Origin of the sequence: Methylomonas sp. AM2-LC (assembly GCF_039904985.1) — a bacterium.
Taxonomy (GTDB): Bacteria; Pseudomonadota; Gammaproteobacteria; order Methylococcales; family Methylomonadaceae; genus Methylomonas.
The window spans coordinates 1-12,610 of record NZ_CP157007.1 but is presented as its reverse complement, the minus strand read 5'-3'; the positions used below and the strand labels follow the sequence as shown (position 1 = coordinate 12,610).

Annotated in this window: 12 protein-coding genes; 3 read left to right on the top strand and 9 right to left on the bottom strand. The window is 44.6% G+C overall.

Annotated features, from left to right (window positions below; translation table 11 throughout):
- Window positions 1-2: 2 nt before the first annotated feature.
- From ABH008_RS23975 to traJ, 6 genes are read right to left on the bottom strand one after another with little or no spacing between them, the layout of a single operon-like run.
- Window positions 3-221 (bottom strand): conjugal transfer protein TraD, encoded by a 219-nt coding sequence (locus ABH008_RS23975; protein WP_347990331.1) that lies wholly within the window; start codon window positions 219-221, stop codon window positions 3-5.
- Window positions 214-2,418: a DNA topoisomerase 3 gene (locus ABH008_RS23970; protein ID WP_347990330.1), complete on the bottom strand. Its 2,205-nt coding sequence runs from the start codon at window positions 2,416-2,418 to the stop codon at window positions 214-216. Before ABH008_RS23970 ends, ABH008_RS23975 begins: the two co-directional genes overlap by 8 nt.
- A gap of 9 nt (window positions 2,419-2,427) precedes the next feature.
- Window positions 2,428-2,949 carry a conjugative transfer signal peptidase TraF gene (traF, locus tag ABH008_RS23965; protein ID WP_347990329.1) on the bottom strand — a complete coding sequence of 174 codons (522 nt, stop codon included), beginning with the start codon at window positions 2,947-2,949 and terminating at the stop codon, window positions 2,428-2,430.
- Window positions 2,946-4,850, bottom strand: a complete 1,905-nt coding sequence (locus ABH008_RS23960) for a type IV secretory system conjugative DNA transfer family protein (protein ID WP_347990328.1) — start codon at window positions 4,848-4,850, stop codon at window positions 2,946-2,948. Before ABH008_RS23960 ends, traF begins: the two co-directional genes overlap by 4 nt.
- Complete coding sequence (gene traI / locus ABH008_RS23955) at window positions 4,847-7,027, bottom strand: TraI/MobA(P) family conjugative relaxase (RefSeq protein ID WP_347990327.1); 2,181 nt, start codon at window positions 7,025-7,027, stop codon at window positions 4,847-4,849. The genes ABH008_RS23960 and traI overlap by 4 nt, the downstream gene beginning before the upstream one ends.
- Window positions 7,028-7,062: 35 nt before the next feature.
- On the bottom strand, window positions 7,063-7,446 hold the full coding sequence (gene traJ, locus ABH008_RS23950; RefSeq protein ID WP_347990326.1) for a conjugal transfer transcriptional regulator TraJ: 384 nt from the start codon (window positions 7,444-7,446) through the stop codon (window positions 7,063-7,065).
- Window positions 7,447-7,767: 321 nt separating this feature from the next.
- On the opposite strand from traJ, the gene ABH008_RS23945 reads away from it, so the two are divergent.
- The 3 genes from ABH008_RS23945 to ABH008_RS23935 are packed head-to-tail and all read left to right on the top strand — an operon-like array spanning window position 7,768 to window position 9,299.
- The gene (locus ABH008_RS23945) at window positions 7,768-8,133 is read left to right on the top strand and encodes a TraK family protein (RefSeq protein WP_347990325.1); all 366 of its coding nucleotides are present in this window, start codon (window positions 7,768-7,770) and stop codon (window positions 8,131-8,133) included.
- Window positions 8,133-8,855, top strand: a complete 723-nt coding sequence (locus ABH008_RS23940; protein ID WP_347990324.1) for a conjugal transfer protein TraL — start codon at window positions 8,133-8,135, stop codon at window positions 8,853-8,855. The genes ABH008_RS23945 and ABH008_RS23940 overlap by 1 nt, the downstream gene beginning before the upstream one ends.
- A 3-nt stretch (window positions 8,856-8,858) precedes the next feature.
- A complete protein-coding gene (locus tag ABH008_RS23935; protein ID WP_347990323.1) occupies window positions 8,859-9,299 on the top strand; it encodes a conjugal transfer protein TraM in 441 nt (146 codons plus the stop codon).
- A 154-nt stretch (window positions 9,300-9,453) separates the two neighbouring features.
- Here ABH008_RS23935 and ABH008_RS23930 read toward each other — a convergent pair whose 3' ends face one another.
- The 3 genes from ABH008_RS23930 to ABH008_RS23920 form a co-directional block, all read right to left on the bottom strand.
- Complete coding sequence (locus ABH008_RS23930; protein ID WP_347990322.1) at window positions 9,454-10,926, bottom strand: IncP plasmid survival protein KfrC family protein; 1,473 nt, start codon at window positions 10,924-10,926, stop codon at window positions 9,454-9,456.
- Between the two features lie 156 nt (window positions 10,927-11,082).
- Window positions 11,083-11,433, bottom strand: a complete 351-nt coding sequence (locus ABH008_RS23925; protein ID WP_347990321.1) for a KfrB domain-containing protein — start codon at window positions 11,431-11,433, stop codon at window positions 11,083-11,085.
- Between the two features lie 4 nt (window positions 11,434-11,437).
- The coding region (locus ABH008_RS23920; RefSeq protein WP_347990320.1) for a ParB/RepB/Spo0J family partition protein at window positions 11,438-12,610 on the bottom strand (1,173 nt) is incomplete at its 5' end.

The window sequence follows — 12,610 nt, the reverse complement described above, 5'->3', positions numbered from 1 at the left end:
AACTATCCACCATTGATTTCAAGGTCAATAACGCTTTCCTTTGCATCCGCCTCACTTAAAGCATCTTCTTCAAAAGCACCGGCTTGTTCCGCTTCAGCAGGATCAAACTCAACCTCAAAACCGGGCGTTTGCGCATCGAGTAGTTTTTCTTTAAAAACCGACTCGGCAATCTCGGCTTGGTCGAAAGTAGGTACATCAAAATCAGTATTGTTTTCACTCATGAACATTCTCCTTAACTTTATTGTTTATGCTGTAATCCGGTTTGCCCTTGTTATCGAAATAAGTCTGCTTACACTCTGGAAAGCCGCTACAGCCCCACCAAAACGTACCCTTTTTTTTGCCCGGTCTTCTTGTCAGCCCTCTGCTGCAAGTCATACACTTGTGAAGTTCTGAAACTTGTTGGGCTTGTTTCGGTACTGGCTTACCGGCTTTATCTTCACAAGCGTACTTGCAACCATCCGCAAAGCCGGTGCAACCCCAAAAGAATTCTTTACCTTCTTTTTTCTTGATTCGACGAATGGCATTACCGCAATCAGGACACTTGTGGGTATCAATTTTGATGCCAATGCCATTCGCCTTGACGGTTGCAATCTCGCTGCCGATATACACCATCAACTCATTGACAAAGGCATTAGCATCTAACTCGCCTTTCTGAATAGACCTTTGCTGTTCGTGCCATAAGGCGGTCATGTCCGGGTACTTGGCTTGATCCGGCAGCGTGTCATAAAATTCTCTGGCCGTAGGGGTGCTGACGATGTTTTTGCCCTTCTCTACTAAATACCCACGCTCAAATAACGTTGCAATGATGGTATCTCGCGTAGCAGGCGTACCGATGCCGCCGTGTTCCCCTTCCTTACCTTTGTCTTTCTCCATGAGCAGCTTACGTAGACGGTCATCGCGGACATACTGCGCAACACGAGTGAGATCAGATAGTAGTGTGGCCATCGTATAAAGCGGCCTTGGTTTAGTTTCCATTTGATCGGCTGCCGCATCGGTACAAGTACCCTCCTGCCCTGCCCTCAAGCTGCGTATATCAAGAGCAAGATCGGTTTCGTCACCTTCTAAATCTTCGTTACCCGAATCGTTTTTATAGAGTACACGCCAACCGGCAGCCGTTGTGATATTAGAACGAACGGCGAAACGATGCTTTGCCACTTCAACGCTAATATCCGTCTGATCATATAAATGTTTAGGCCAAAACTGCGCTATATACGCCCTGGCAATCAACATGTAGATTTTCTGCTCACCATCTGACAGGTTTTTAAAATCCGCCGTAGCCTCTGTAGGAATGATGCCGTGGTGAGCCGAAACTTTTGCAGAATTAAACGCACGGCTCTTTATGCCGTGGTTGGCCTTTTGAGCCGCCAAAGACAATGAAGGGGCAGTTTGAGAAATTGCTGCCAAAACCGTAGGCGCATCGCCATGCTGTTCATCTGATAAATACTCGCAGTCAGAACGGTTGTAAGTGATTAACTTGTGCTTATCCCTCAGTGTTTGGGTTATCTCCTTGGTTCTGTCTGGTTTGAACCCGAACTTACGAGAAGCATCAGTTTGAAGTTTGAGCAAGTTATAGGGTAACGGCGGATGTTGCTCTTTCTTTTTTGTTTCGGCGCTGATGATTTTAGCCCCCTCCCCCTTTACTGCATTAACAATGCCTTGGGCATGAACTTGATCAGTGAGACGGCCCTTTTCGTCAACAGGATCGCCTTCGACAATCTGGTATCGTGCCGGAAAAGACAATTCGCCAATAGCAAATTGTCCGGTCACATTGTAGTAATAGCTAGTTTTATGAGCTTCGTTTTCTCGATCTCTGCGCACGACAAGCCCGACTATCGGAGTCTGTACCCGGCCAACGCTGAGCACACCCTGATAGCCGACTTTACCGGCTGCAAGTGTATATGCGCGGGTCATGTTATACCCGTAAAGTTGATCGCCAACACTACGCGCTTCTGCCGCAGCGGAAAGACCGGCAAACTCCTTGTTATCGCGCATGTTCGCCAACGACCTTTTAACAATCGTAACGTTATTATCATTAATGAGTAGCCGCTTAACTGGCAAACGACAAGCGGCGTACATAAGGATTTCATCGACTAATAACTGCCCTTCGTCGTCTGGATCACCAGCGTGAACAACGCTATCCGCTTGCTTCAAAAGGTCTGTAATGATTTTTAATTGGGCTTTTTTATCTGAGGAGGGTTTCTTTTTCCAGGGAATGTGCGAGATGGGCAAGTCGTTCATATTCCATTTAGCGTACCGTTGATCGTAATCCTCCGGGTCTAACAATTGCAGCATGTGTCCATAACACCAGGTTACATATTGTCCACCACAATCGTAATACCCATCCTTTCGACTACCGCCACCCAAGCCCTCTACGATAGCTTTAGCCAAGTCCGGTTTTTCCGCAATATAAAGCTCCACGACAATCTCCTACCAAGTAAAAACTGGACGTATAACGTCCATGATTTGAGAACGATTGATTAAGCCAAAATAGCGACTATCAAACGATTTAGCACTAACATCAGTCATAAGCAATAAATCAGAATCGCCTAATTCATAGACAGTGCGAAGAACAGGTAACGGACGACCGTATTTGTCTGAGTTTAAAGGCGCACTAAATGGGAGTAACTCCCCATTTACATGGACACCATCATCGGTGATTACGACCTTATCGTTTTTGGCCGCCAAAATCTTTTTCATTAAATATTCGTAGTCACCAGGACAAAAACCCGCCCCAAAATAGCCGCGCTTCTTGGCTTCATCGAACAAGGCGCTTGCCGGTGGGCATAAAATCACATAAGCACCCTTCTCAACTGGCCGGTCTACGACCAGATAAATACCCGGTGCAATGCTGTTGGAAGTGTTCACTCGAATACCTATGGCATAAGCACTGAATCCAAATAAAAGGATCGCCACGCCACCTACAAAGGTAACAATGGATAAACGTCTCATATTTTTACGCCCTCCCCCTCTCCGATTCGAGTCCGTAATATGTCACTACGAGCAGCAGCCGGTATAGCGGCCCGCGCACTAAAAACGGTGTCTTTAAAGTACAACGGCTGAACTCCGTATATCGCCGGATAACCGGCCATATAGACAACCATATCCCCGGCCTCCACGATCAATCCATCGTCGTCCTTTTTCGGCCCTGGCATCCTTAAGCATTCGTCAGATGTTAAAAGTGGACGTTGTACTTCCTGTATCGTCCTAGATACTTGACTCATCAAGGCCGAAGTTCTGCGGCCTGATGTCGTTATTTGCTCCTTTGATATAGTTGTTTGTCCTGTCAGCTTTGATAAATGATCTGCTGTTTCTACACGGTTCGGTGGATAGGCATTCTGAACATGACAGTTGGAAGTGATCTGTTCATCTGAACCATAGCCGGTTTCTCGGCTTTTGAGCTGGTTTATATCTTGGCAAATTATGTAGCACTTAATGCCATACCCGGCCACGAACGCTAACGACTCTTGTAAAATATCAAGCCGTCCTAAGCTCGGGAACTCATCAAGCATCATTAACAAACGATGTTTGTAATTCGCTTTGGGTTGGCCGTTTACGAACTCCATTTTATCGGCCAGCAATCTCACGATCATGTTAACCATCACGCGCACCAGTGGCCTTAACCTGGCTTTATCGTTTGGTTGTGTGACGATGTACAAGCTGACTGGATCATCGTAATTCATCAAATCCTTGATCTTAAATTCAGAGTGTCCTACGTTACGGCCAACAACTGGATCGCGATAAAGCGAAAGATACGATTTGGCTGTTGACAGTACAGAACCGGCCTCTTCGTCGGGCCGGTCCATCATATCTCGTGCAGCAGAACCCACAACCGAATGGTTGTGTCCATCGACATGGGGATATGTCACCATTTCCATCCACAATTCGGCCACGCCTCTGTCTGGATCGGCCAGCATTGCATCAACGGCTGGCAATGTAGCCGGTGTACCCTCTATCTTCGCTTTGAAAAGCGCATGTAGAATTACCCCGACAAGTAACGCCTGTGCGGTTTTCTGCCAATGACTTTCTAATCCCTTTCCGTCCGGATCGACAATCAGTGTTGCTAAATTCTGAACATCACCGACTTCGTACTCAGTATCAATGCGAATTTCATCAAGAGGATTCCAACAAATAGAACCATTCAACGCCGCAGGTTCGAACCGAATGACTTGATTTTTCGCATGTTTCTGCCGCCAACCTGATGTCAACGCCCATAGCTCGCCTTTCAAGTCCGTGATGACACAACTTGGTGTCCATGAAAGTAATGTAGGCAATACTAGACCTACGCCTTTCCCTGAACGCGTAGGTGCGTAACACAAAACATGCTCAGGGCCATTGTGCCGCAAATAGTGTTGCGTGCCGTGTTTATCCAGCCAGGCACCGACATAAACACCCGTACTTGTAATACTACCCTTGCCGGTGATCTTTTGCCAAAGCGTCCTTGGTCGTGGCAATAATCCAGCAGCCTGAATATCCGCTATATTCGCCCATCGAGCAGATCCATGAAGATAGATATTCGATTTAGACGAATTAGCCCTAATCATCTGCACCACGACTAAACCCAGCAAGCTAACGCCCGAAACAGTCACGCCAATGCTTCCGGCTCTCATAAAACTATCTTGATATTGAACCAGCCACTTGTCCGCCCAATGCACGATAGACCAAGGCGTATAGATATGGTGCAAGTTAGCGCCAAGCACAGGCTGATAGCCGAATTCATACGCAAAATATTGCGTGGCCGATTGCAGTCCACCTACAATTGAAACCGCACTCAACGCAGAAAATATAGCGCCAGGTTTCTTCTTTACTATTCGAGCCTGTGGCCCTACCGCATTATTAAAGGTATCTTTCATCGACTACGTCCTTTTGACGTTTTAATCACACCATTCTTAGCAATAGTGACTTGATCACCAATAGCTAAGCGTTTTAGCTTGCGTTCTCCCGCTTCATCAAGAGGCATTACAAAAATTTCATTGTTTCGCTGCAGAAGAGCCATTGCCTGTCCATCGATCTTCCTGATTCCTGAAAAAGACACTTCTCCCGCCTGATCTTCATTATATAACGTATTCCTCAATATATCGAATCCTGATAGGCGTTTTTTCTCTATTTCTTTAATATATTTGTTTGCGGCCTCTAATCCTGCCCCAGTGATATTCCATCGCAAAGCATCAGTTGACTGGGCTTGCCCTTGCTGCTCCATGTGAACTGAAACATTACCCGGCAATAACACCTCACTTCCAATTCCGTTGCTTGCCACATGGACATTGGACATATTTCGCAAATGGTCGATGAGGCCGGGCGGCGGTGCGCTTCCAGGGCGACCAACGTTGGGCTTTCCGTACCTGTTGACGCCTGAATGCCCGCCTGCATTTGTTGAGGATGCGTTGTGTCTTCCGGCTCCGTCTGATCCAGCATCGCTAACGATGCCTCCAGCTCTTCGTCCTCTGTCATTTGATTTCTCCAGTTGTTGATTACGTTTCGCCATTAATGCCTGCCGATGACGTTCTAAGGTGTCATCAGCAAAGGTGATGGGTAAATTAGCGGCTACCGCCGCATGAATGATTTTTGCCTTGAATTCAGTAGTACCGTTAACCGTGATCCGATTCCCGTAACGTTCCATCGCCATGCGTAAGGCAGTATCTAAACCGTCCTTGGTTGCGTCCCTGGACACCCTTAACTTATTTCCATCATCACGAATCGCGGACCCACCTACTTTGTAGATAATTGTTCCCTTTTTCGTAATACTGTCCCGGTTGATATTGATTCTCGACCTGTTACGTTGATGTCCATCGTCGGCGGCAACCGTATTACCTTTTAGTTTCTGCGATACCTCTCTGGCACGTAGCGCATCCAGCGCATTTTTGTCGCCTTCGCTTGCCTTGCGCCGCAACCAGTCGGCCCATTGTTGAGGCTGATATTTGATAAATATCCTTTCTCGATCTCGCCGGTACTGTTCATTTATACGAGCGATTTCATCCTTCACACCTTTACTTGCTAAAGAGTACAACAGTTTTTTTTCATGCCGCGACTGCCCTAATAATTGAGTTGCCGCACGTTTCAACTTCGCCGACCGTTTGGCGTCTTCAATCAGTTTGCTTTTATGATCGCGAGCAACTTTCCAAGCCGTGGTGCGATTAGCACTAACGCCCTGCTGTTCGTTTTTATATTGGGCAAAAAGCAATGTGGTATCGATACGTATCCTAATGGGACGGGCTTCGTATTTCTTTTGTGGACTATCGGCACTTGCTTGTCTATCAGAGGATGTGGACGATGCGAAAACACCCAATCTGTCTTCAAGTTTTCCCTTTGATAGATCACGAGAAATAGAACTGGCCTTAACCATCAAACCATCTTGGTTAACAATCACCAGCCCATTACCACGTTCCTTTAACTCAAGCCCGTGATCTTTCATGACCTGGTGCATTTCCATCCATGATGCAGCGCCCTGTAACTGATCAAGACATTCGCGCTTAATCCATCCTAACAAACTTTCTACACCGGCATGATGTTCCATATCATCGGCACGGTTTTCACTACGCACCTTTTTAGCAGTATGATTGACCTGAGTAAGACCATATTCCTGTTCCAACTTTCCGCACAGTTGTCCCAGCACTTTGTGACTGTAATAAGGGTCGTGAATAGTGAGCCGGGTTGGATGAATCTTGTTAATAGCGATGTGTATGTGCAGATTATCGGTGTCATTATGGACAACGCTAATCCGCTGGTGATCGTTAAAACCAAGGCCCTCACTGATTTTTGCTTCGATCTGTTTTAAAACCGCATCCTCTGGTTGTTCACCGGCAGGAAAACTGACAATCAGATGAAAGGTTTTGTCAGACTCAGCACGGGTGTTCCGGCTCTGAGTATTAACGATTTCCAGTACCGCCGCATCAAGCCTGTCAGATTGACAGTTCGTTACAGCTACCTGACCTACCCGTTCGTATTTTTCTTGTTCGTCGGTTATATAATCGATCAAACTAACAAAATCGCTTTTCATAATGGACTTCATGGCAACATGTTTTGCAATCACAAAATCACCCAATTCTTTTGAGCCGCCAAAAACATTTACTTTACCGACCTGGGCAGAACCACTGCTTTCATCACTTCAACCATTTTGTCTTGGGTATCTTCTATTCGAGCTAATGCTGCCCGAATGGTAATTTCTCCGAATTGGGCCGTTCTTGCATCGTTAGTCAACCAAAGCTTCAACAAGCCACCTAAACGGCCAAGATCGCCGTTGATCTTCGCTAATTCTTCAACACGCTCATTATCAACAATGCTTTTTGGCAAATAGCCCAGTCCAAGCATTCGCAGAAACCCAGATGTGCTTCGTCCGCATAGTCTCGCAAACTCTTCAATAGCCGCTTTTTCGTCGGGATTGACTCGGACAACTATAGGGGTACTTCCCTTACGAGTTGGTTTATTTTCTTTCGGTTTATCTTCTTTCATTTTCCCCTCTGAACATCACTGGCGGTAGCCGGTTGGCCTCGCAGAGCAAGATACCCCGTTGAGTGCGTAGCGCGAATAAGTGGGAGTGAAATGATAGTACCTGCTTCGCAGGTGCTAGCACTTCACACATCTTGCCCCGTTTTTTACCGGGATTACTCCAGAGAATATCATTTTTTAAACCAGTTTTAAAATAATTTAATATATTGTTTTATATTCTATTCAGTGTAAAATCTGTAAAATATTGAAAAATATTAGATAAACACTGACTAAACCAGTCATTAAACATGGAATAAACAGCCTATAAACATAAATGAAAACCAGATGAAACGACTTAAACTATCAGAACGGGTGCAACAGCACCTAAAGGAAAAGAAAGGACAAAGTGTTCGATCAAAGAACCGTACTCAATTTCTGAACGTGGTCGAAGAAGTTGAGGAAGCTTTAGCAGAAGGATGTACAGCTAAACATATTTGGGAAACACTCCATAAGGAAGGCCACATTACGTTCTCTTATGAAACATTCCGTTTGCATGTCAATAATCTCCAATCTCATAAGCAGAAAAAAGATAAGCCAGCTATTCATGTAAAAAAAGTAGATGAGGTGAAAACCGAAACTAAAGTAGAACAATCATTTGAGCTACCAAGCTTCAAACATAACCCAGTACCAAACATAGAGGATTTATACTAATGGCTAAAATTCACATCATTCTGCAAGGCAAAGGCGGGGTAGGTAAATCATTCATCGCATCAGTGCTTGCTCAATACAAACAAAGCAAAGAACAACAACCGCTATGCATCGATACTGATCCGGTTAACGCTACATTTAACGGTTTTAAATCCCTAAATGCCATAAGGCTTCAAATCATGGATGGTGACGAAATTAATTCGCGGAATTTTGATGCCCTAGTTGAGTTAATTGCACCAGCTACTGAAGATGTCATAATAGATAATGGGGCCAGCTCATTCGTACCGTTATCGCATTATCTGATCAGCAATAACGTACCGGCTTTGTTAAAGGATTTAGGCCATAATCTTCTTGTGCATACCGTAATAACGGGCAGTCAAGCAATGAATGACACGATTAATGGATTCGCGACTATTGTTAATAGTTTCTCTACGAATGAAATAGTGGTTTGGTTAAACCCTTATTGGGGCGTAATCGAACACGAAGGAAAAAGTTTCGAGCAAATGAAAGTCTATGTCAATAACAAAAACAGGGTATCAGCCATTGTCAAAATTCCTTCATGGAAAGAGGAAACTTTCGGTAGAGACATTGCAGATATGTTACAAGCGCGTCAGACATTCGACGAAGCCATTGGAAACACCGCATCAACCATTATGACAAGGCAGCGCTTAAAAATCGCCAAAACACAACTGTTCGACCTATTAACTAATGCGGCGGTATTATAAAAAATGAGCACAGATCTTGATGAGCTGATAAAGGAAGTCGCGGCTAAACATGGTGTCGCCGTTGGCCGCGATGATCCCATAATGATATTACATACAATCAATCAACGGTTGATGCAAGATAGCCAGAAAGCACAAGAAGAAATGCTGGAGTCCTTTAAATCGGAACTGGAAGCCATATCACAACGCTGGGGGCTTGATGCGAATGATAAGGCGGAAAAGGTATTAACGGCATCATTGAACGCTAGTAAACAATCTATGGAACAACTGATGCAGACAGCCACGAATCAATATCTGGCTAAATTGAAATCCGAAGTAGATATATCGATTAATCGACTGAATTACTCTTTACGTGATGCATACCGCATTAGCGTCCTGAACATTTTAGCGGCGAGTATTACAATTGTTGGTGCATCGGTCGTAATTTGGCTAAGTATTCACCACTAACGAACGAATATCCAGCATAGTTACGGATAGCTATACTGCAGGGTAGGGTAGGGTAGGGCAGGACAATATAATATAGGTCTGCTTAGATGTTGATCAGACCTAAAATCAAAATGTTTTTGGCCGCCAAAATTTGTTATGTCATGACAAACAGGAATTACGGCTTAGACAAACTCAAAGACAACCCTCCGCTTTGTGATAGTTGCTTGGCTTGTTTCTCTTTCATCCTCATCATTGCATCGTGCTGCCGTCTCGCCACTTGTGTTTCATCCCATTCGGCGGCAAGACCTGGCTCTTGTGCTCTCAACTTTCGAGCTGCCAATTCCTCAACTCTTGGAGCATGTACGCCCATATCGTTGGCAATTTCCCTGACTGTTTCTAACCGAGTATGCAATGTTTGTAATCTGGCTTGCTGCTTGGACTGTTGTGTTTGCCATGCGCGTTTTGCACCAGGCATTGAGAAAATACCCGGCTGATTTGCTTGCGACTGCTGTAATCTTGATTGCTGTCGATCAATGAGGTTTTCAATCTGATCTTCGATCCTCTCCACTTGATCATGTTTAGCCTGTACGTAGACGCTTAAAGCCTCTTGATAGGATTGGTCAGTAGACGGAGTAGTCGTTTCTAGCAAAGCCTGTTGTTCTCGCTCGACTTCTTGCGCGGTATCAACTAGATCATCTTCAACGGCTCCGCTTCTTGATCCAACTAAAAAATTTTCTTGGCTATTTCCTCGCGGTAAGCCTCGTCTGTTTGCATTTTGTTCAAGTTGTCCACCAGGTTGCCGAACCACACGCGTGTCTTTACTGAGGGGCGGCTCTCCATTGGCTTGTCTATAGGCGTTTTCGTCAATGACTCCTTGATCTCGATATTTGTCGAGGGTTGATTTAAGTCTGGACTTGATTTGTTCATAATTACCTTCTGATCTTAATAAGGGGAGGTTATCCCAACCCGATAGTTCTATGGTTTTATTTTTATCTCTACGGTCGAAGACAGTTAATGATACAGTTTCGCCAAATCGTTCGAGCACCATTTCCAAGGAATCGGGCAAGCCGCCTTGAATGCTTGCCATGACATTGATGCCAGCCCCACGGCCCTCTCGATAATACCGGCTCAAGGTGTTATCAAGTGCATTCTCTGGGGTTGGATGCACGACAACAATATCGACCTTTAAACCAGCATCAATGGCTTGCTGTACCTTTTCATTCGTGGTCTGCGGGTTCGATAATTGGCCCTCAAATACCACTCGAATATGGGCTGGCAAATCACTACTTGATAATATTGTCGAAGTTTTACCTGCACCCGGACTGCCGGTAATGAAAATAGCGGTATCCATTTCCGGCACAGAATTATCAGCTAAGGTTCGTCGGAACTGCTCAGCAGCAAGCACCGATGCCGCATTATGAACAGCATTGTTATATCGGTTCCGAGAATCCTTGTCAGCCCGATAGGTATCAAAAGTCTCCTTGAACAAATCGGAACAAACATAACGGCCATTGAATGATCGTTCGTCCTGTATGTACTCTTTAATGTGCTTTTCAGGATCGGTAAGAACCGATGCAATCGCCTGTTCTTCTACTGATAGGTGATCAGGTGAAGTAAAGCCTCTGCGTTTAATTTCTTCGATAGCCATTGTAAAGATCCTTTTAAAGCACCCGGTATGAGGGCGGTGTTAGCCTTAAATCTGGTCATTATTAAACAAATCTGGCCTGTATAGTCAGTAAGTCTATGCTGGTCAATAGTGACCAGCGGGTGATTAAAAGTAGCCCATTAGTTACAGATAGTGTGACTAACGTGATAAACCCAATTTGACGGTCGCAGCCTCAGTAACAACGGCCTTATCTTTAGAATCGTAACTAATAGTTTTTAACTGACCTACATCCGGCACTTTGGCAAAATCATCACGATTATGTGAGACATAACTGTTCTTTCCGACTTGTTGGTATACACTGACTTTATCGGAATGCAAAATAACCCCTGTATATTCCTTGGTTTTATCGGCTTGACTAGCTAAAGAGATATTGTAAATACCAGGTTTAACGCCATTAGCTTTTGCAACACTATCGGTTTTCCATTTCCCATCGCCTTGTTCGGTTTCGACAATGCGACTTCCGTTCATCACCAAAAGGCGCTTTTTCATTTGATTAACCCTCTATTAGCCTTACCAGTTGTACAGACGATATCGGTGCCTCGAAAAGATGGCCGTCATCTTCAAATTTTAACCAAGCGCCATCCAGGAAAGTCGGTCTTTTATCCAACACCAAGCGGGCAGGGCGCCCATCATGCTCAACTATCACAATGGCTTTCTTAAATTTTTCTGAGTCAGTATGATTTTCTTCCGATTTTACAGGCTTTTGTGGTGGCAGCACGACTGAATCATCGCTATTGTGATGCTCAGCGGTCTGTTCAAAAGACGGTGGTGATATGATCTTCTCGATGTCATTAGTCTGAACAGGATCATGTCCTTTCTGGTAAGTATCAGAGGTTTGCGCAAGATCAGATGTTAAAATTGGTAATGGCAAACTGCCAATATTATCGTTATCATTCGCATCATCGCCTACAATCCGATTGAGAATGTCTTCATCTTCTTCCTGCCGCTTTTTAATATCCAAAAAGTCGCGCAAATGTTTGACAGTGCCGCGAGTGATTTCTTGACTTTGATCGCCCATCCATTTAATCGTTTCTTCAGCACTTGCATTGAATGCTTTGACCAACTCACCTATTAACTTCACATCTGTGACCCTGTTGCTGTCGAAAGCGGTTTTAATGGTTTCCGGCAGGTCTAATAAGGCTACATAGTGGGTCACGTATGAAGGCGATTTGCCTATTTCTCTTGAAATCTGGCTTTTTGTTAAACCTTCATTCAGCAGCGCCCTAATTGACTCTAGGGTTTCGCGAGTAGAAAGGTCTTCGCGCTGTAAATTTTCAATAATTTGAACAGTCCGTTTTAAATTATTTTTTATGAATGCGGGTATAGTGGTTTTATTAGCTATTTTTGACGCTCGATAACGTCTAGCTCCAAAGATAATAATGTACCGGCCAGAAACGTCCGGATTATCTCTAAGGGCAATGGGTTGTATTACACCGTGATCGGTTATTGTTTTAGCCAGGTCAGATAAGCTTTCATCTGAAAATCCAATATTAGATGCAGTACGTGGTTGATCAGGGTCTTCATCGATTAGATTTATATCGATTTCTAACGCTTCACCGTTATTTAGCGTAGTCGATGATTTAAAAAGTTCAGATAGATCATCCAGCCCTTCAAGGCCCAGGCTAGAAGAGATACTATTTTCTGTTTTTTTTGCTTTAGCGGCCAT

Bases quoted from the DNA above. Each gene is read 5' to 3' on its own strand.
- ABH008_RS23975 (WP_347990331.1), bottom strand. From the start codon at position 221: ATGAGTGAAAACAATACTGATTTTGATGTACCTACTTTCGACCAAGCC.
- traF (WP_347990329.1), bottom strand. From the start codon at position 2,949: ATGAGACGTTTATCCATTGTTACCTTTGTAGGTGGCGTGGCGATCCTT.
- ABH008_RS23960 (WP_347990328.1), bottom strand. From the start codon at position 4,850: ATGAAAGATACCTTTAATAATGCGGTAGGGCCACAGGCTCGAATAGTA.
- traJ (WP_347990326.1), bottom strand. From the start codon at position 7,446: ATGAAAGAAGATAAACCGAAAGAAAATAAACCAACTCGTAAGGGAAGT.
- ABH008_RS23945 (WP_347990325.1), top strand. From the start codon at position 7,768: ATGAAACGACTTAAACTATCAGAACGGGTGCAACAGCACCTAAAGGAA.
- ABH008_RS23940 (WP_347990324.1), top strand. From the start codon at position 8,133: ATGGCTAAAATTCACATCATTCTGCAAGGCAAAGGCGGGGTAGGTAAA.
- ABH008_RS23935 (WP_347990323.1), top strand. From the start codon at position 8,859: ATGAGCACAGATCTTGATGAGCTGATAAAGGAAGTCGCGGCTAAACAT.
- ABH008_RS23930 (WP_347990322.1), bottom strand. From the start codon at position 10,926: ATGGCTATCGAAGAAATTAAACGCAGAGGCTTTACTTCACCTGATCAC.
- ABH008_RS23925 (WP_347990321.1), bottom strand. From the start codon at position 11,433: ATGAAAAAGCGCCTTTTGGTGATGAACGGAAGTCGCATTGTCGAAACC.